Here is a 19,635-nt window from a genome sequence, read left to right as displayed (position 1 = left end):
CACCTCCTAAAATTCTCTTTTTGTGTAGAGTGCTATGGATACAAAAGAGGATAGCCATAAGAGAATAAGCCCAACAACTGGTCCTATGAGCAAGATAGCTGTAGTGAACTGTGCAATATCAGTAAAAATCATTTTGGCTACACCAATAATGAAGAATAGTGGCGCAATGGCTACAGCGATATGCTGAGAGTAAATATAGCATGGTAAAGCAAAAGCCAAGGCACAACAGGCTAATGTAAAAAGTAAGCTACCTGTATACAAAAAATGATTGCTCTCAAATGTATTGCCAGAGAACATGAAGGATGCAATAGGTAACATAATTAGATTATGACAGATGATAAGTAGGCTGCTCACTGTATATTTGCTATAGATAATCTCCTTTTTGGAAATCGGTAAGGTATTCAAATATTGTGCCCATTTTGCTTGCTTTTCCTCAAGAAACGGAAGGAGCGACTGCCCAGTGCTAAATATGATGATTGTCAGCATCATCAAGTGGTCTGTATCCATCATCAATAGAAACATAATGGTCAAGAGAGGAAATAACATATGTATCTTAAGCTGCTGCTGAACCATCATACTATCCTTTACTAACAGAGCCTTCATCGTGACACCTCTCCCTTTACAAAAAATATCATTATGTCCTCGATAGTCGGCTTTTTGAGAGCAAATACTGGATTGACTGCATGTTTTTGCACTAATACATCGATTCCAAAGGCTCCAGCACGCTTGCGGATAATGGCTTGCTCTGGTAGCTCATTTACTTCCTCCTGTGTGCCATTAAAAATGCCATATTCATAAAGTAATACATCCTTACTCTCACTCCATACAATTTCACCATCATGAATAAATGTTATATAATCAGCAATTTTTTCTAGGTCGCTTGTCATATGTGATGACAATAAAATGCTATGTGTTTCATCCTCCATATAAGCTAATAGTAAATCAAGAATTTCATCACGAACAATCGGATCTAGCCCACTCGTTGGTTCATCTAATAATAATAGCTTCGGGTGATGTGCCAACGCTAAGGCTATGGATAGCTTCATCCTCATTCCTCGTGATAACGTTTTGACCTTCTTATAGGCTGGTACTTTAAATTGGGCTAATCGCTCAAAATAATAGTCGGAATCCCATGTTTTAAAGACCTTTTTCATGATTTTGTCGAGCTGTGTCGCATTGAGCGTTTCGGGTACATATAAGTCGTCAAAAACAACACCAATGTCATTTTTTATCGAAATTTCATGTTCGACAATATCTTTGCCAAACAATAAAATTTCGCCATAATCTTTTTTTAATAAATTCAGGATGCATTTAATGGTCGTTGATTTGCCTGCACCGTTTTCACCAATAAAGCCCATAATTGTTCCTTCAGGTACAGAAAAGCTAATATCGTGTAATGAAAACCCTTCAAAGCTTTTATGTAGATGGCGTACTTCAATGGCATTCATGAATGATCCTCCTCTAATAACAATAATAGTAATTCTTGTATTTCTGCTGTGGATAAGCCTGCTGTTTTCGCTATTCTAATAGCTTTTTGTACATGTACCTCGACTTGTCTAAGTAATTCCTCACGCAAAAAATCCTGATTGCGCTCTGTTACAAAGCTCCCTTTGCCAGCCACTGTTTCAATAAAACCATCTCGTTCTAAATCTGCATAGGCCCGCTTCGTTGTCATTACACTAATTTGCAAGTCTTTTGCCAATGCACGAATAGATGGTAAGGCATCACCAGCCTGTAATCTATTCGCTAAAATAGCCTCTTTTAACTGTGTAGTGATTTGCTCATAAATTGGCTTGTCACTGGCATTGCTTAATTGTATATGCATGGTTATCACCTCGTTTTACAACTGTATATGTACACTATATACAGTTGATGTTATAAATGCAAGTACAAGATGGGCACGAATTGCAAAATGTCGGCATATATTGGGGTAATGGCTAAGAGAGGAGATGAGGCATGTTACTATCCGAAATGGTGGATAAGGAGTTAATTCAAGTGGAGGGTGGCGTACACTTTGGCATTTTGGCACATACAGAATGCTTATTAGACATACAAACAGGGAAAATTCATGGCTTTGAAATTGTCAAAGATAAATTGCCATTCCAAAAAAAGAAATTAAAAGTAAGTGAAATGATTCCGTGGCATGAAATTATTTTAATTGGTGAGGATCGCATTTTATTTAATAAAACAACAACTGTACAATCAGAATTTTTAGAGTGAGGTGAGCAGGTGAAAAGTGAAAAATGGTTAGTGATTGGAGAGGATTCTAGATTAAAAGAACTAGCGACAATGTTACGAAATCCAGCGAGAACCGTATTTTATAAAAAAACATCTGTCTGGAATGAGGAATTAAATAAACTTGTACTAGAATTTCAACCCAACAAAATTATTTTGCCTATTTTGCCATTAAAAATTGAAGTAGAGCAATTATATGGCATAGCGAATGTGAAATTTTATACAGGACGTTTAACAATGCAGTGGAAGCAGCTGTTAGCTAAAAATAAAACATGCTGCTATTTACAGCAAGAATCATTTATATGGCAAAATGCACGTTTAACTGCGGAGGGCTTTATCGCCACATTTTATGGACTAGAACAAAAATGTATTTATGGACAAAAATTTACGATTGCAGGCTTTGGACGGATTGCTAAAATGCTTGCCTCATTATTAACAAAGATGGGCGCACAAGTTCATATCGTAGCACGTTCAGTTGTACAAATTAGTGAAGCACAGGCATATGGCTATAAGGCTTCCAATTTAGATGACTGTCAGTGGTCTATCTATGATGATATTTTTATTAACACGATTCCTGCAAAATGGGTAACAGAAACATTCCAGGAGCATGTTCCTGCCATTATGTATGATTTAGCTTCAGAACCAGGCTGTTTAGATATTGATGCAGAGCAATTGCAAACATATGTCTTATTACCATCATTACCTGGGAAATACTTTGCACATAATGCAGCAGAAATTTTGTGTAAAGCGATAGAGGAGGAAGAAATTTGCTGATGGAGAAACGTATTGGATTAGGTATTACAGCATCGCATTGCACCTATGCAGATGTTGTACCTAAAATCCAGAATTTTATAGACGTAGGAGCAACAGTAATCCCAATTATTACGCACTCTGTTTTACATGCAGCAACACGTTTTGGTACAGGGGAAGAATGGATTGCTAAAATAGAAGCATTAACAGGCGAAAAAGTAGTTACATCCATTCAGGAGGCAGAACCATTTGGACCATCGAATCCACTAGATGCGATGGTCATTGCACCAATGACAGGCAATAGTATTAGCAAGTTTGCCAATGCAGCAACCGATAGTCCTGTGTTAATGGCTGCTAAAGCTACATTGCGCAATGGCTCACCTGTCATTTTAGGTATTTCAACAAACGATGCACTTGGTTTAAATGGCATGAATATTATGAAGCTACTGAATGCCAAAAACATTTATTTTATTCCATTTGGGCAAGATGCACCACAAACAAAACCGAATTCATTAATTGCTGATTTTTCCCAAATGGTAGATACTGTTTATACAGCAATTATGCAAAAAAAACAAATACAGCCGTTATTAATACAATATTTTAAATAATTTATAAATTACACGCAATTTTCAGTATTTATATGATACAATAGCACACATTATAAATTTTTGTATTCAAGGAGAGATGATAGATGACAAAGCAGTTAACAGTTGCAGTAGTCGGGGCAACAGGAGCAGTAGGTTCAAAAATGATGGAGCAATTGATTAAGCGTAATTTTCCAATCGGGCAAATTAAATTTTTAGCTTCTGCACGTTCTGCTGGGAAGCCAATCGAATTTAATGGTCATACTTATACAATCGAAGAAGCGACACCAGAAAGCTTTGAAGGCGTTCATGTAGCATTATTTTCAGCAGGTGGCTCTGTATCAGCCGTATTAGCTCCAGAAGCAGCAAAACGAGGCGCTGTTGTTATTGATAATACAAGTCATTTCCGTATGGATCCAGAAGTACCGCTCGTTGTCCCAGAAGTAAATCGTGAGGATTTAGCGAAGCATAATGGCATTATTGCCAATCCAAACTGTTCAACAATTCAAATGGTAGCAGCACTCGAGCCAATTCGTAAGCAATTTGGTTTAACAAAAGTAGTCGTGTCAACATATCAAGCCGTGTCAGGTGCAGGTATTTCTGCGATTAATGAACTAAAATCGCAAAGTGCTAACTGGGATGCAGGAAAGGATGTAGAAGCTACGATTTTACCTTCTGGTAGCGACAAGCGTCATTATCCTATCGCTCGTAACGTCATTCCACAAATCGATAAATTCACAGACAATGGCTTTACATATGAAGAAATGAAGATGATTAATGAGACGAAAAAAATTATGCACGCACCAGAGCTAAAAGTAGCTGCTACTTGTGTTCGTGTGCCCGTTGTGTCAGGACACTCTGAATCTGTTTATATTGAGCTAGAGAAAGAAGCAACTGTACAAGAAATTTTTGATGTATTACGTCAAGCACCAGGTGTCGTATTACAAGATGATATTGCCACACAAACATACCCAATGCCGATTTATGCAGAAGGGGAAGATGCTACTTTCGTAGGGCGTATTCGACAAGATTTAGATAATCCACAAGGCTTCCACTTATGGATTGTGTCAGATAATCTATTGAAGGGTGCAGCATTAAATTCGATTCAAATTGCAGAAGCCATGATTGAGGATAACTTACTATAAACGGGGTGTAAGGGATGAATTTAGGGCGAATTGGGACAGCGATGATTACGCCATTTAAAGAGGATGGCACAATCAATTACCCAGAGTTAGAGCGAATTATTAATCACTTAATTGCAAATGGTACGGATAGTATCGTTGCATGTGGTACAACATCAGAAAATCCAACGATGTCCACGGAAGAAAAAATTGAAGTGGTTCGATTTACAGTGGAAAAGGTAGCAGGTCGTGTGCCTGTTATTGCAGGAACAGGGGACAATGAAACAGCCTATTCTATTATGATGACACATAAGGCTGAGGAAAATGGTGCAGATGGCATTATGCTTGTAGCTCCTTACTATAATAAGCCAAATCAACGAGGTATTTTTGCTCACTTTGAAACGATTGCAAAGGAAACGAAACTACCTGTTATGATTTATAATGTGCCAAGTCGTACAGGTGTCAATGTGGCATACGAGACAACGGTGGCACTAAGTAAAATCCCAAATATTTTATGGACGAAGGAAGCTAGTGGTAATTTAGATCAAATGGGCGATGTCATTGAAAATGTAGAGAAGAAGGATAATTTTCTTGTCTATAGTGGAGATGACGGTTTAACACTACCTTTGCTATCCATTGGTGGTGCAGGTGTTATTTCAGTTGCTGCACATGTGGTAGGCAACGATATGCAGTTAATGATGCGTGCGTTTGAAGAAGGCAACCATGCACTGGCAGCTAAAATTCATCGTGCATTATTACCGTTAGTGCGTGCCCTATTCGCACAGCCTAATCCTTCACCAGTAAAATATGCGATGACAAAGCTCGGTTTTGATACGCTTAATGTTCGCCTGCCAATGATGGAAATGACAGATGAGGAAAAAGCGAATTTTGACCGAATTTGGGATACGTATCAAGAAAAAGCACGAAATTTTAATTAATAAAACGAGGCTGCATTCGACAGCCTCGTTTTATTTTGTCAAAAATGATAATATGACGGATATCGCTTGGATGGTTGAGAAAACATCCCATTTAGTAGAAAAGAAAACAAAGTTCAATGGCTGAGATATTTTTAATTTGTGCAAAAGACTGAATAACCGTATAATGGATGTTAAGTGATTGCTGTTCGGGATATTTTTTAGGAGGAAATAAATTGACAAAAAAGAAAAATGAATTAATTCGTATTATCCCACTTGGTGGCGTAAGCGAAATTGGCAAAGCAATGTATGTAGTAGAAATTGATGAAGAACTATTTGTAGTGGACAGTGGCTTGATGTTCCCAGAAGACGAAATGCTGGGGATTGATATTGTCATTCCTGACATTACGTATTTAGAGGAAAACAAAGAACGAGTAAAAGGGATTTTCTTAACGCATGGTCACGAAGATGCAATTGGCTCTATTGCCTATGTGTTACAAAAAGTGAAAGCACCTGTCTATGGCTCTAAGTTAACGATAGCCTTAGCAAAAGAGCATTTAAAAGAGCTACCTGCACCACATCAAGTTAAATTTTTTGAGGTGACAAATCGCAGTCGCATGAATTTCACTTCAACATATGTAACGTTTTTCCATACGACACACAGTATTCCTGATTCATTAGGTGTTGTGTTCCACACATCTGAAGGGGCAATTGTGCATACAGGAGAATTCAAATTTGATCAATCGGCGACAGGTAAATTTAAACCAGATTTAGCTAAAATGGCACAGCTTGGAGAAGAGGGTGTCTTTATCCTGCTATCTGAGTCTAGTGAGGCGGAGCGACCAGGTTATACGACATCTGAAATTGTGATTGAAGAGCAATTATCGAAAACATTCCATTCAGCACAAGGGCGTATTTTAGTCGCTGTTTATGCTTCCAACTTTATTCGTATCCAGCAAGTGCTGACACAGGCACAAAAATCGTTCCGTAAAGTAGCGATTGTTGGTAAGCCTTTAGAAAAAGCGGTGGATTTAGGCGTACAGCTTGGCTATTTAACTGTTGAAGAAGAAACAATTATCCCGATTTCTGATATATCGAAATACCAAGATGAAGAAATTATTGTCATTGCAACAGGCAATCGTGGAGAGCCGTTAGATGCATTAGAAAAAATTGTGCGCAAGCATCATCGAGATTTAAAATTAAAGCAAAACGATACAGTATTAATCACATTCACACCATCACCTAGTATGGAAGTGCAAATGGCAAATACGATGAATGCGATTGCTAAAGCGGGTGCAGAGATATTAACTTCTAGCAAAAATGTACATGTATCAGGGCATGGAAGCCAAGAAGATTTAAAATTAATGCTCAATTTAATGCAACCGAAATATTTTATCCCTGTACAAGGGGAATACCGTATGCTAATTGCCCATTCTAAACTTGCTCAACAGCTTGGGATGCAGAAATCACAAATTTTTATTGCCGATAAAGGTGATATTGTGGAATATAAAAATGGCAAAATGCGCATGAGCGGGCGTGTACAAGCAGGTAATGTCTTAATCGATGGAATCGGTGTTGGGGATGTGGGTAATATTGTCCTACGTGACCGTAAGCTCTTATCACAAGATGGCATTTTCATTGTAGTTGTTACATTAAACCGTGCACAAAAGAAAATTGCTTCAGGCCCTGAAATTTTATCTCGTGGTTTTGTGTATGTGCGTGAATCAGAGGAATTGATGATAGAGGCCTCTGAATTAGCAAGAAGCGTCATTGAAAAGTATGTTGGTAAAGATACATTTGAGTGGACAAACATTAAACAAGAAATTCGTGATACATTGAATTCATATTTATTCCAAAAAACAAAGCGTCGCCCAATGATTATCCCGATCATTATGGAATACTAAGTAATAACAATGTTTCTCTATGGAACCGAAATATGAGGTAATATCCGTCAAAAAGGATTTTCCAGCCGTAGTTGTACGGTGGAGAATCCTTTTTTTTGAAATCATGGAGTTCTACATGCTATGATTTGCTACATATATAAAATGGATTATAAGATAAAACTTCGAGGAAAGACATCAAAAGCAGGTGATAAAAGTGGCGACACGTAAAAAGAAAAAGACAAGCAAACCAGCAAGTGAAAAAACAGTACATCCATTAATGTATGAGATTTTAGGATTAATTTTTATGGCGGTTGCAGTTATTATGATGTTTGAGTTTGGTATTGTTGGCCGCACGTTGCAAACCATTGCCCTGTTTTTTTTAGGTAATCTACATGTGGCGATACCAGTCGTACTCATTTTTATTGCCTTATTACTCATGATTGGACAAAAAAAAGTACGTTGGAAAGATCGACTAATGCTAGGTGTCATTATGGTCATTATGAGTTTAACTATTTTTAGTCATAGTATTTTATTTGAGCAATTAGTGAAATCAGGAGGGTTGCTGTCTGATTCGGTTTTGCGAGAATCTTGGCGCATGTTAATAGAAACAGATGGTGTGGTGAACAGGAGTAATTCACTCGGTGGTGGCATGATTGGTGCTCTCTTATTTAGTGCCCTACATGTATTATTTGAGGCATCGGGTGCAAAGATAGTGGCGTGGGTTATACTAGCGATTGGTTTAATTTTATTGACAGGGAAAGCACTTGTTCCTTATTTAGCTGAGAAAATGCCGACTCTTTTTAAAAAATGGCATGAGAAACAACGAGAGAAGAAAAAAGAAACACAAAAGAAAGTAAAAAATCGCCGTACAAGAGCTGAAAGTGTAGATGAAATTGCTGCGGTGGACCAAACGGTTGACGTGGTGGAGGATACAGCCAATGAACCGATTATCTCGGCGTTTACACAAAATATTACTCCTGTACAAGAAAGGTTTACATTGGATGAAAGGGTGGAATATGAACAAGAGGAGGAGCTAGTGGAAGATGTCTCCATGTCGGAGGAAACAATGGAGCAGGTCAATTATCAGCTCCCTGCCTATCATTTATTGCAATTACCGCCTCATCATGACCAAAGTAATGAATATACAGCAATTCAGACCAATGCTAAAAAATTAGAGCAAACACTGCATAGCTTTGGTGTCAAAGCGAAAGTATCTCAAGTGCATTTAGGGCCTGCTGTCACTAAATATGAAATATTACCTGATATCGGTGTGAAAGTCAGTAAAATTGTTAACTTACAGGATGATTTAGCATTAGCCTTAGCCGCAAAGGATATTCGTATTGAAGCACCGATTCCAGGGAAATCAGCAATCGGTATTGAAGTACCAAACAGTGAAGTGGCAATTGTGACATTGCGTGAAGTATTGGAATCACAAGAGGGAGCTAAACCAGAGGCACTCTTGCAAGTAGCTTTAGGACGTGATATTACAGGACAAGCCGTACTAGCTGAGCTCAATAAAATGCCACATTTACTCGTTGCTGGCTCAACAGGAAGTGGGAAAAGTGTATGTATAAATGGAATTGTCGTATCCATACTAATGCGAACGAAACCACATGAGGTAAAGCTAATGATGGTCGATCCAAAAATGGTGGAATTGAATGTTTACAATGGTATTCCACATTTGTTAGCACCTGTTGTGACAGATGCACGTAAAGCATCACAAGCGTTGAAAAAAGTAGTCGCTGAAATGGAGCGTCGTTATGATCTTTTTTCACACACAGGAACACGTAATATTGAAGGCTATAATAGCCATGTGCAAAAAATGAATGAGCAACATGCAGAGAAGCACCCGAAATTACCTTATATTGTTGTGATTGTAGATGAGTTAGCGGATTTAATGATGGTAGCATCTAATGATGTAGAAGATTCGATTACCCGTTTAGCACAGATGGCTCGTGCAGCAGGTATCCATTTAATCATTGCGACACAAAGACCGAGTGTGGATGTGCTGACAGGTGTGATTAAAGCCAATATTCCATCGCGTATAGCCTTTGCTGTCTCATCTGCTATTGATTCAAGAACCATTCTTGATATGGGTGGTGCAGAGCGTTTACTTGGTCGTGGTGATATGTTATTTTTACCTGCTGGTGCATCGAAGCCACAGCGTGTACAAGGCGCATTTTTATCCGATCAAGAAGTAGAGGCTGTTGTCTCCTCTGTTATAGAGCAGCAAAAAGCGCAATATCAGGAAGAAATGATACCGACAGAAGAAGAAATTATTTTAGAGGAAACAGATGAATTATTTGATGAGGCTGTCCAATTAGTGGTACAAATGCAAACCGCTTCTGTATCTATGCTACAGCGTCGTTTCCGTATAGGTTATGCTAGAGCAGCACGTATTGTCGATCAAATGGAGCAACGTGGGATTGTTGGACCACCAGAAGGCAGTAAACCAAGACAGGTACTCGTTCAACAATATGATTAACAAAGGCAATGCAAATTTTAGTGAGAATTACGCAAAGGTGTAATTGATTTCAGTCAGCAAAAATGGTATAGTATGAACGAATTAGTAGGAATGTTGTACATCAGATGTCTGATCTCTGGTTTTGGTGGTGGTATATGTGTCTATAAAAGCAGATCATCGTCATCTCTATCTCCAAGTAATTGATCGGCTGAAATCTGATATTGAGACAGGTGTTTTCAAAGAGAATGAAAAATTGCCATCAGAGTTTGAATTGTCGAAATCATTAGGCGTTAGTCGAGCAACACTTAGGGAAGCACTTCGTTTATTAGAAGAGGAAAATGTTATCGTACGTAGACATGGTGTTGGAACATTTGTCAATCCAAAGCCTGTCTTTACATCAGGTATTGAGCATTTATCCAGTATTTCTTCTATGATTGAAGCAGTGGGAATGGAGCCTGGTTCAATTTTTTTAAAGGCAACCGAAAAGTCTCCCTCTGAAGAAGATTTAAAACGCTTCCAATGTGATGATGAAGATAAAATGCTCACAATTGAACGTGTCAGAACAGCAGATGGTGAGCCAGTAGTTTACTGCATTGACAAATTACCGGCGAGCTTCCTGCCAGCTGACTTTGTAGAAAAAAAAGAAGTGTCGCTTTTCTCAGCACTTGAACAGTCTGGTAAAATTCGTGTCGCTTATGCTGTAACATATATTGATCCAATCGGCTATCATGAGCAAGCGTCACCAATTTTGAATTGTGGTCGTGATAAAGCACTTCTTGTGCTGAAACAACTACATTATGATGATCACGATCAAGTGGTACTCTATTCAAAAAATTATTTCCGAGCTGATAAATTCAGCTTCCATGTAGTGCGTAAACGGGTGTAGAACATTTCTAAATATTTTCCTGCTAATTACATTACCTCGGGGGGTTAACAAAAATGAAAAAACGTAAATTTGGTTTAGTATTAACATCAGTATTGGCAGCTAGCGCAATTTTAGGTGCTTGTGGTTCAAAAGACGAAGAAAAACCAGCAAAAGAAAATGATGGTGCAACTTCAGATGCAGGTTCTTCAGAAGAAGCATTCACAGTAGCAATGGTTACAGATGTAGGTGGCGTAGATGACAAATCATTCAACCAATCTGCATGGGAAGGTATCAAACAATTTGGTACTGACAATGGCTTAACAGAAAAAGAAGGCTTTGACTATCTACAATCAAAATCAGATGCAGACTATGAATCAAACTTAACTGCTTTAGTGCGCCGTGACTTTAACTTAGTATTCGGTGTTGGTTTCATGATGATGGATGCAGTTGAAGCAGTTTCAGCAGATAATCCAGATAGCCACTTTGCATTAATTGATGCTGAAGTAAAAGCGGATAATGTTGTTTCTATTCTTTTCAAAGAACAAGAAGGTGCATTCTTAGCAGGTGTTGCAGCTGCTAAAACGTCTAAAACAGGTAAAATCGGTTTCGTAGGTGGCGTTAACATTCCTGTTATCAATCGCTTCCACGCTGGTTTCGTTGCAGGTGCAAAAGCAGTTAACCCTGATATCGAAATTCAAGTAAAATATACAGAAGCATTCGATAAAGCAGACCTTGGTAAAATCACAGCAAATGGTATGTATTCTTCAGGCGTAGATGTTATTTTCCACGCTGCTGGTGCAACTGGTAATGGTGTATTCTCAGAAGCAAAAGAGCGTAAAAAACAAGATCCTAATGCAAATGTGTGGGTAATCGGTGTAGATGCTGACCAATATGAAGAAGGTAAAGTAGATGACAAAACAAACGTTACATTAACTTCTATGTTAAAAGGTGTTAATACAGCCGTAGTTGATATTTCAACAAAAGCAAAAGATGGTGAGTTCCCAGGTGGACAAACACTTGTTTACGGTTTAGCTGAAGATGGCGTGAAGCTTGCAGATTCTCGTGGTGCAATTCCAGCTGATGTACAAGCTGTTATCGACGAATACAAAGAAAAAATTGCTAGCGGTGAAATTGTCGTTCCAGAAAAAGTGGAAGAATAATTCATGTTGATTCACTGAATCAACATGAAGCTCCAGCGGATGTCACAGATTTTTTCGAGCGAGCTCGAAAAAATCTGGACGCAATTACGTTAGGGCGTAATTGATTTAATCATCATAAGGGTATTGTTATGGCCCTTATGATGATTTTTCAATCTATCGTTATCGTAAGGGAATGGATAGGAATATATAGTTGATAGAAATTTTGAGTAGAGCATGAATGACAAATTAATAGATGAAAGGTTTCTAACGATGACCTTTCCTGTATTAATTTATCTTGATTCAGTGGGTGTCATGGATTTTGAGGGCCTACACGATGTAGGTCAGCTAGCGCATGTCACAGGATGTGATGCTTTTAGGCTAACTTCCTCCTATGAGTGAACTCGGAAAAATCCAAACGCAATTACGCTAGGGTGTAATTGATCTCTAATGAAGTAGAAATTTATTTTTAATCAAGTGTATTGAGGGAGTGAGAAATAAGTGGAATATGTGATTGAGATGCTAGGAATCCGTAAAGAGTTTGGTAGTTTCGTGGCAAATAATAATATCACCCTCCAACTCAAAAAAGGCGAAATTCATGCGCTATTGGGTGAAAATGGTGCAGGTAAATCGACTTTGATGAACGTTCTATTTGGTTTATATCAACCAGAGGGCGGCGAAATTCGTGTTCGAGGAAAGGCTGTAAAAATTGCCAATCCAAATATTGCGAATGATTTGGGAATTGGGATGGTGCATCAGCATTTTATGTTGGTGGAAAACTTTACAGTAACAGAGAACATTATTTTAGGTTCAGAGCCTACAAAGATGGGGACTGTAAATATTAAAGATGCGGCAAAAAAAGTACAAGCGCTTTCAGAAAAATATGGTTTAGATGTTGATCCATATGCAAAAATTGAAGATATTACAGTTGGAATGCAACAACGTGTTGAAATTTTGAAAACGTTATATCGTGGCGCAGAAATTTTAATCTTTGATGAGCCATCAGCTTCTTTAACACCTCAAGAGATTACAGAACTTATTCAAATTATGCGTCGCTTAATCGAAGAAGGAAAATCGATTATTTTAATTACGCATAAGCTAAAAGAAATTATGGAAGTATCTGACCGTGTAACGATTATTCGTAAAGGGGAAGGGATTGGGACTGTTGTAACGGCGGAAACAAATCCTGATCATCTTGCGGAGCTTATGGTTGGTCGTCAAGTAGAATTTAAAACTGAAAAAACAGCAGCGAATCCAACGGAAGAAGTTTTACACATTGAAAACTTAGTCGTAACAGATTATCGCAATATCGATAAAGTAAAAGGATTAAATTTATCAATTCGTAAAGGCGAAATCGTAGGTATTGCAGGGATTGATGGCAATGGTCAGTCTGAATTGATTGAAGCCATTACAGGTTTACGCAGAGTGAAAAGCGGCTCTGTTAAGCTAAATGGTAAAGATGTGACGAATATGAAACCACGTCATATCACAGAAGAAGGTGTTGGCCATATTCCACAAGACCGTCATAAGCATGGATTAGTGCTTGATTTCCCAATTGGTCATAATATTGCATTGCAAACATATTATCAATCACCTATTGCAAAAGGCATTGTCATGAATTACAAAAAAGTATCTGAAAAAGCACAGCAAATTATTAAAGAATATGATGTGCGTACAGGGAATGGTGAAATGACGCCAGCCCGTGCATTATCAGGTGGTAACCAACAAAAAGCGATTATTGGGCGAGAAATCGACCGTAATCCAGATTTATTAATTGCAGCATTACCAACACGTGGACTTGACGTTGGAGCGATTGAATTTATTCACTCACGTTTAATTGAGCAGCGTGATAAAGGAAAAGCGGTATTATTAGTTTCATTTGAGCTAGATGAAGTAATGAATGTATCAGACCGTATTGCTGTTATTTATGATGGACAAATTGTGGATGAATTAGATCCAAAAGCAACATCAGAACAAGAGCTTGGTCTATTAATGGCTGGGCAAAGTAAAAAAAATAAGGGAGGGAACGACTAATGTCAAATCGTGTCATTAATCTACTCGTTCCTATCATCTCTATTATTATCGGTTTAATTGTAGGCGCACTTGTTATGCTTGTGAGTGGATATGATCCAGTAGAAGGCTACAGTGCACTTTGGACAGGTATCTTTGGAGATTCATATACAATTGGGAACACAATTCGACAAATTACACCGTACATTTTAGCTGGTCTTGCTGTGGCATTTGCCTTCCGAACAGGTTTATTCAATATCGGTGTAGAAGGTCAGTTAATTATTGGCTGGCTTGCAGCGGCTTGGGTTGGCTATGCGATTGAATTACCAAAAGTAATTCATATTCCATTAGCATTAATTGCGGCAGCAGCGGCTGGGGCATTTTGGGCATTTATCGCAGGTTTCTTAAAAGCGAAATTTAAAGTACACGAAGTTATTGTGACAATTATGTTGAATTATACAGCACTATATATTGCCAATGCGATTATTCGGAATTTAACAGACGGTGGCTTTAAAACAGAGCGTATTCACGAGTCAGCTTCATTACGTTCAGACTTTTTAAGAGATATTACAGATAATTCTAGCTTGCATTATGGAATTATCATTGCGTTGTTAATGGTTGCTCTTATGTGGTTTATTTTAGAAAAAACAACACGTGGTTATGAGCTAAAAGCAGTAGGTTTTAACCAAAATGCAGCAGATTATGCTGGGATGAGTGTCAATAAAAATATTATTTTAGCAATGACAATTTCAGGGATGTTTGCAGGTCTTGGTGGTGCGATGGAAGCGTTAGGTACATTCCAAAATGCATCGATTAAAGCGGGCTTCACTGGTATTGGATTTGACGGGATTGCCGTTGCATTACTTGGTGCGAATACACCACTTGGGGTTATTTTTGGTGCATCCTTATTCGGTTCACTGAAGTATGGTTCATTAAATATGCCAAATGCAGCAGGAATTCCAGAAGAAATTGTATCGATTATCATCGCATTAATTATCTTCTTTGTAGCATCAGGCTATATTATTCGAGTAGGCTTACAAAAGTTAAGTAAGAAAAAGGAGGGGCAATAACATGAGCTTTTTAGAAATGTTATATTTTATCATCCCTTCTGCGATTCTTTATGCAACACCATTAATTTTTACAGCAATTGGCGGTGTGTTTTCTGAACGTTCAGGTGTTGTGAACATTGGACTAGAAGGTTTAATGATTGTCGGTGCATTCGTTGGTATTTATGTCAATTTAGAATACGGTGCACAATTTGGCGCAGCAACTGTTTGGATAGCGATGTTGGCGGCTGTCGTAATAGGCGCTATTTTCTCTCTATTCCATGCAGTAGCGGCCATTTCTTTCCGTGCTGACCAAACAGTATCAGGGGTAGCGATTAACTTATTAGGTTTAGCTGTATCTGTCTTTTTAGTGAAAATGATTTATGGCAAAGGTCAAACAGATATGATTAGCCATCCTATTAATCGTTTTGCCATTCCTTACTTAAAAGATATTCCGTTTTTCGGTCCATTATTATTCCGTGATGTGTATAGTACATCGATTTTAGCTTTTGCAGTCGTTATTGCTGCTTGGTTTATCATTTACAAAACACCATTTGGTTTGCGTTTACGTGCGGTTGGGGAGCACCCAATGGCGGCAGATACAATGGGTGTCAACGTTAATAAAATGCGTTATATTGCTGTTATGATTTCAGGGGCACTTGGTGGTCTTGGTGGTGCAGCCTATGCGCAAACAATTACACATGATTTCTCACATGCAACAATTGCTGGTCAAGGTTTCATGGCCATTGCAGCTATGATTTTCGGTAAATGGCATCCAGTTGGTGCATTAGGTGCAGCATTGTTCTTTGGACTGGCGCAAACGTTAAGTATTGCGGGAAGTCAAATTCCATATGTTCAAGAAATCCCAGCAGTATACCTGCAAATTTTACCATATGTATTAACGATTCTGGCATTAGCAGGCTTTATCGGTAAAGCAAGTGCACCAAAAGCAAGTGGTCAGCCATATATTAAAGGGAAACGTTAATCATTCGTAACCACAATAAAAATCCGCTACACTTTTCACTAAGTCAGCAGCCATTCGTCTGTTTGCTGCTTAGCAAAAGTTTATGCGGATTTTTATTTATCTAATACATAATATGTTTTCTTTTTGTCATTATAGAGTATAGTAAGTGTAGTGCTTTGTTATATTAATTCAGTAAGTGTTATTCAAAACACCAACTGAACCAATATAACAGCTTCGGCAAATGCCATGGATTTTAAAAGGAGCTTTTCGAGCGAGCTCGAAAAAATCCGAACACAATTATGCCGAGGTATAATTGATATTAAGAATGGATAGGAGGGTGTTCTATGTTTAAAAAAATACCTTTAGCAGAAGGTGTTCATTTGCATATTCGACACACAACCCAATTTAAAACAGTCAATTTTTCGATTAAATGGCGTACAGCCTTAACTACTCAATGTGCTTCAGAGCGCACCGTATTAACAAATGTTCTACAGCATAGCAATGCAAAATATCCAACAACCGCTGCATTTAGAAGCTATTTGGATGATTTATATGGCACGGTGCTTTATTTTGATACATCAAAGCGTGGAAATGAACATGTTGTACTGATGAATGTTGAAACAGTAAACGATCAATATTTAGCAGATGCGAATGTGTTAAACAAAGTACTCGATGTGATGCAGACAGCTATCTTCCAACCAAATCTAGAAAACGGTGCTTTTAAAAATGACATCGTACAACGTGAGAAAAAGATGGTTATCCAACGTATTGAGTCGATATTTGATGATAAGGCACGATTTGCACAGCAACGTTTACAGCAAATTTTACGCCCAGATGAACCAGCATCTATTTCAGCGAATGGAACAGTAGAAGATATTCAGCAAATTACAGCACAATCATTGTTTGCAACGTATCAATCTATGTTAGCCAATGACACAATTGATATTTACGTTGCAGGCGATATCAATGAAGAAGAAATGGTGGAGAAGTTAAGAACGGTATTACCATTTACTGACCGCACACCCGCAGTTATTCCTGCTGTCTTGCCACAACAACACCCACAAAAAGATTATGTTCGTGAACAACATGACATGAAGCAAGGAAAATTACATGTTGGCTTTAGTACACCTGTTTACTTTGGTGATGCTGATTTTACGAAGATGCAAGTGTTTAATGGCGTATTTGGCGGATATCCACATGCTAAATTATTTATGAATGTGCGTGAAAAGGAGAGCCTCGCTTATTACGCGTCTAGTATTTATGCTTCTCATTATGGTCTTATTTTCGTCGTATCAGGCATTGAGCCGAAAAATGAAGAAAAGGCATTAACCTTAATTAAGGAGCAACTGACAGCGATACAAGCGGGCGATATTTCAGATTTAGAGCTGGAGCAGACAAAAGCAATGCTAACGAATCAATTAAAAGAAGCATTGGATTCAGCAAGAGGACAAATTGAAATTTTTGACCAATATAAAGAATTGCCAGAACCATTCACGGTGGAAACATGGGTGAAAAAATGGCAGGCTGTGACGAAGGAAGATATAGTCGATATGGCGAAGCAAGTGCAGCTAGAAGCGGTCTACTTCCTATGTGGAAAGGAGCAATCCGCACAATGAAAACGATTGATTTTAAACAATTAGATGAAACACTTTACTATGAAAAATTAGCAAATGGCTTAGACGTTTATATTTTACCGAAAAAAGGTTTTTCTAAAGCATTTGTCACATTTACAACGAAATATGGCTCGGTTGACCGTACGTTTATACCGATTGGTGAAACAGAGAGTGTGACTGTGCCAGATGGGATTGCCCATTTTTTAGAGCATAAAATGTTTGAAAAAGAGGATGGGGATGTTTTCCAAAAATTTAGTGAATACGGGGCATCTGCAAATGCCTTTACCTCTTTTACACGTACAGCTTACTTATTTTCAGCGACAGACCATCTGTATAAAAGTGCTGAAACCTTGCTGAACTTTGTACAGGAGCCTTATTTCACAGAAGCAACAGTTAATAAAGAAAAAGGGATTATTGGTCAAGAAATTACGATGTATGACGATCAACCAGATTGGCGTTTGTATTTCGGGACAATTGAAAATATGTACCACACACATCCTGTGAAAATTGATATCGCTGGTACGATTGAATCCATTGATGGCATTACGGCAGAGCATTTATATACGTGTTATAACACATTCTATCATCCATCAAACATGCTGTTATTCGTCATTGGAGCGATTGATCCAGAAGAAATGATGGCCTTTATCAAAGAAAATCAAGCTAAAAAAACATTCCCAAATCCAACACCAATTCAACGCTTTTTTGATGATGAGCCAAAAGAGGTAGCTGTAAAAGAACGTACACTGCATATGGATGTACAAAAACCGAAACTATCTATTGGTTTAAAGGCAAAGAACACAAATCTTTCAGGTCGTGCGATGCTGAAGCATGAGTTATCTGTCCAAATTGCACTAGAACTAATTTTTGGTCGTACATCTGCGTTTTATGAGCGTGTATATGAAAATGGCTTGGTTGATGAAACATATGCGTTTGATTTTACATTAGAAAATGGTTTTGGTTTTGCGATGATTGGCTCAGATACAACAGAGCCACAAGCATTAGAGAAGGCCATTAAGGAAGAATTGGCTAAATATGATAGGGAAGTGTCATTTGATAGTGATGGCTTGGAGCGCATTAAACGCAAAAAAATTGGCTTCTTCTTGCGAGCACTGAATTCCATTGAATTTATCGCCAACCAATTTACACGCTATTCCTTCAATGACATGAATTTATTTGATGTTGTGCCTGTATTAGAAGAATTAACAATAGCCGATTTACAACAAGCCTTCACAACCATTCAAGGAGAGTCACAACAAACGGTATTTACGATTTTACCAACGGAGAAAAACACTCAGTGAAAAAATTTGCCCTTGTTGTAGGTGCATCAGGTGAAATTGGGCGTGCGATTTGTCAACATTTAGCAGAAGATGGATGGTCTATGTATTTGCATTATTCGACAAATCAACAGGCAGCACAATTGTTATGTGATACACTAACAAAAAAATTCCCTGCGCAAGAATTTTTGCTTGTGCAGGCTGATTTTTCAGAGGCTTCAGGTGCAGAAATATTGGCAGCACAGCTTTTCCAAGTGCAAGCAATTGTCTTTGCGAGCGGTCAGGCACATTATGGACTTCTTGAAGATGCGACTGTCTCAGAAATGGATGCTTTGTGGCGTGTACATGTACAAAATCCCATCCATTTGACGGCTCTATTAGCGTCTAAGTTACGTACGCATCCTATTAGCTATGTTCTTTTTATCGGTTCTATATGGGGAGAAGCAGGCTCTGCTGGTGAAGCATTGTATGCGACTGTTAAAGGGGCTCAACATACCTTTGTCAAATCGTATGCGCAAGAGGCTGCTTTATCAGGTATTCGTGTCAATGCCATTGCACCAGGCTTTATTCAAACAGCGATGAACAGTCATTTAAGCGAAGAAGAGTTACAGTATATTGTGGAAGAAATTCCGCTACAGACACTTGGGCAAACGGTGGATGTAGCGAATATGGTGACCTTTTATTTGTCTGGTAAAGCGGATTATGTGACAGGACAAATTATTCGTTTAAACGGTGGCTGGTACATATAATTTCTCTTTTTGCACATACTACAT

At 38.3% G+C, this 19,635-nt stretch carries 18 protein-coding genes; 15 read left to right on the top strand and 3 right to left on the bottom strand.

Annotated features, from left to right (window positions below; all coding sequences use genetic code 11):
• Positions 1-6: 6 nt before the first annotated feature.
• Genes OPF91_RS02370 through OPF91_RS02360 form a run of 3 tightly spaced genes read right to left on the bottom strand, consistent with a single transcriptional unit; the run spans position 7 to position 1,825 of the window.
• Positions 7-603 (bottom strand): ABC-2 transporter permease, encoded by a 597-nt coding sequence (locus tag OPF91_RS02370; protein WP_264987073.1) that lies wholly within the window; start codon positions 601-603, stop codon positions 7-9.
• Positions 600-1,448: an ABC transporter ATP-binding protein gene (locus OPF91_RS02365; RefSeq protein ID WP_264987072.1), complete on the bottom strand. Its 849-nt coding sequence runs from the start codon at positions 1,446-1,448 to the stop codon at positions 600-602. The genes OPF91_RS02370 and OPF91_RS02365 overlap by 4 nt, the downstream gene beginning before the upstream one ends.
• Complete coding sequence (locus tag OPF91_RS02360; RefSeq protein WP_264987071.1) at positions 1,445-1,825, bottom strand: GntR family transcriptional regulator; 381 nt, start codon at positions 1,823-1,825, stop codon at positions 1,445-1,447. The genes OPF91_RS02365 and OPF91_RS02360 overlap by 4 nt, the downstream gene beginning before the upstream one ends.
• A 131-nt stretch (positions 1,826-1,956) precedes the next feature.
• Here OPF91_RS02360 and OPF91_RS02355 point away from each other — a divergent pair, with 131 nt between their 5' ends.
• From OPF91_RS02355 to ymfI, 15 genes are all read left to right on the top strand, one after another.
• Positions 1,957-2,220: a YlmC/YmxH family sporulation protein gene (locus tag OPF91_RS02355; protein WP_264987070.1), complete on the top strand. Its 264-nt coding sequence runs from the start codon at positions 1,957-1,959 to the stop codon at positions 2,218-2,220.
• 9 nt (positions 2,221-2,229) lie between these two features.
• A complete protein-coding gene (locus OPF91_RS02350; protein ID WP_264987069.1) occupies positions 2,230-3,009 on the top strand; it encodes an NAD(P)-dependent oxidoreductase in 780 nt (259 codons plus the stop codon).
• A complete protein-coding gene (locus OPF91_RS02345; RefSeq protein WP_264987068.1) occupies positions 3,003-3,593 on the top strand; it encodes a dipicolinate synthase subunit B in 591 nt (196 codons plus the stop codon). The genes OPF91_RS02350 and OPF91_RS02345 overlap by 7 nt, the downstream gene beginning before the upstream one ends.
• Before the next feature lie 83 nt (positions 3,594-3,676).
• On the top strand, positions 3,677-4,714 hold the full coding sequence (locus tag OPF91_RS02340; protein WP_264987067.1) for an aspartate-semialdehyde dehydrogenase: 1,038 nt from the start codon (positions 3,677-3,679) through the stop codon (positions 4,712-4,714).
• Positions 4,715-4,728: 14 nt separating this feature from the next.
• Positions 4,729-5,628, top strand: a complete 900-nt coding sequence (gene dapA / locus OPF91_RS02335; RefSeq protein WP_264987066.1) for a 4-hydroxy-tetrahydrodipicolinate synthase — start codon at positions 4,729-4,731, stop codon at positions 5,626-5,628.
• Positions 5,629-5,840: 212 nt separating this feature from the next.
• On the top strand, positions 5,841-7,508 hold the full coding sequence (locus OPF91_RS02330) for a ribonuclease J (protein WP_264987065.1): 1,668 nt from the start codon (positions 5,841-5,843) through the stop codon (positions 7,506-7,508).
• A gap of 187 nt (positions 7,509-7,695) precedes the next feature.
• On the top strand, positions 7,696-9,972 hold the full coding sequence (locus OPF91_RS02325; protein ID WP_309297414.1) for an FtsK/SpoIIIE family DNA translocase: 2,277 nt from the start codon (positions 7,696-7,698) through the stop codon (positions 9,970-9,972).
• Between the two features lie 136 nt (positions 9,973-10,108).
• Entirely contained in the window at positions 10,109-10,837 is a 729-nt protein-coding gene (locus OPF91_RS02320; protein ID WP_264987064.1) for a GntR family transcriptional regulator, read from the top strand.
• Positions 10,838-10,890: 53 nt separating this feature from the next.
• The gene (locus tag OPF91_RS02315) at positions 10,891-11,976 is read left to right on the top strand and encodes a BMP family lipoprotein (RefSeq protein WP_264987062.1); all 1,086 of its coding nucleotides are present in this window, start codon (positions 10,891-10,893) and stop codon (positions 11,974-11,976) included.
• Positions 11,977-12,453: 477 nt separating this feature from the next.
• Complete coding sequence (locus OPF91_RS02310) at positions 12,454-13,986, top strand: ABC transporter ATP-binding protein (RefSeq protein WP_264987061.1); 1,533 nt, start codon at positions 12,454-12,456, stop codon at positions 13,984-13,986.
• Entirely contained in the window at positions 13,986-15,032 is a 1,047-nt protein-coding gene (locus OPF91_RS02305; protein WP_264987060.1) for an ABC transporter permease, read from the top strand. The genes OPF91_RS02310 and OPF91_RS02305 overlap by 1 nt, the downstream gene beginning before the upstream one ends.
• Before the next feature lies 1 nt (position 15,033).
• Entirely contained in the window at positions 15,034-15,993 is a 960-nt protein-coding gene (locus tag OPF91_RS02300; RefSeq protein ID WP_264987059.1) for an ABC transporter permease, read from the top strand.
• A gap of 323 nt (positions 15,994-16,316) precedes the next feature.
• Positions 16,317-17,588, top strand: a complete 1,272-nt coding sequence (gene yfmF, locus OPF91_RS02295; protein WP_264987058.1) for an EF-P 5-aminopentanol modification-associated protein YfmF — start codon at positions 16,317-16,319, stop codon at positions 17,586-17,588.
• Positions 17,585-18,886 carry an EF-P 5-aminopentanol modification-associated protein YfmH gene (gene yfmH, locus OPF91_RS02290; protein ID WP_264987857.1) on the top strand — a complete coding sequence of 434 codons (1,302 nt, stop codon included), beginning with the start codon at positions 17,585-17,587 and terminating at the stop codon, positions 18,884-18,886. Before yfmF ends, yfmH begins: the two co-directional genes overlap by 4 nt.
• Complete coding sequence (ymfI, locus tag OPF91_RS02285; RefSeq protein ID WP_264987057.1) at positions 18,883-19,611, top strand: elongation factor P 5-aminopentanone reductase; 729 nt, start codon at positions 18,883-18,885, stop codon at positions 19,609-19,611. Before yfmH ends, ymfI begins: the two co-directional genes overlap by 4 nt.
• Positions 19,612-19,635: the final 24 nt, after the last annotated feature.

The sequence above is a fragment of the Lysinibacillus piscis genome (genome assembly GCF_026012395.1).
GTDB classification, from domain to species: Bacteria; Bacillota; Bacilli; order Bacillales_A; family Planococcaceae; genus Lysinibacillus; species Lysinibacillus piscis.
The sequence above is the reverse complement of the archived record's forward strand: the minus strand, read 5'-3'. Positions and strand labels throughout refer to the sequence as shown.

What these genes read in the sequence shown, in the direction of transcription:
- OPF91_RS02370 (WP_264987073.1), bottom strand. Translation starts at nt 603, where the DNA reads ATGAAGGCTCTGTTAGTAAAGGATAGTATGATGGTTCAGCAGCAGCTT.
- OPF91_RS02365 (WP_264987072.1), bottom strand. Translation starts at nt 1,448, where the DNA reads ATGAATGCCATTGAAGTACGCCATCTACATAAAAGCTTTGAAGGGTTT.
- OPF91_RS02360 (WP_264987071.1), bottom strand. Translation starts at nt 1,825, where the DNA reads ATGCATATACAATTAAGCAATGCCAGTGACAAGCCAATTTATGAGCAA.
- OPF91_RS02355 (WP_264987070.1), top strand. Translation starts at nt 1,957, where the DNA reads ATGTTACTATCCGAAATGGTGGATAAGGAGTTAATTCAAGTGGAGGGT.
- OPF91_RS02340 (WP_264987067.1), top strand. Translation starts at nt 3,677, where the DNA reads ATGACAAAGCAGTTAACAGTTGCAGTAGTCGGGGCAACAGGAGCAGTA.
- dapA (WP_264987066.1), top strand. Translation starts at nt 4,729, where the DNA reads ATGAATTTAGGGCGAATTGGGACAGCGATGATTACGCCATTTAAAGAG.
- OPF91_RS02315 (WP_264987062.1), top strand. Translation starts at nt 10,891, where the DNA reads ATGAAAAAACGTAAATTTGGTTTAGTATTAACATCAGTATTGGCAGCT.
- OPF91_RS02305 (WP_264987060.1), top strand. Translation starts at nt 13,986, where the DNA reads ATGTCAAATCGTGTCATTAATCTACTCGTTCCTATCATCTCTATTATT.
- OPF91_RS02300 (WP_264987059.1), top strand. Translation starts at nt 15,034, where the DNA reads ATGAGCTTTTTAGAAATGTTATATTTTATCATCCCTTCTGCGATTCTT.
- yfmF (WP_264987058.1), top strand. Translation starts at nt 16,317, where the DNA reads ATGTTTAAAAAAATACCTTTAGCAGAAGGTGTTCATTTGCATATTCGA.
- yfmH (WP_264987857.1), top strand. Translation starts at nt 17,585, where the DNA reads ATGAAAACGATTGATTTTAAACAATTAGATGAAACACTTTACTATGAA.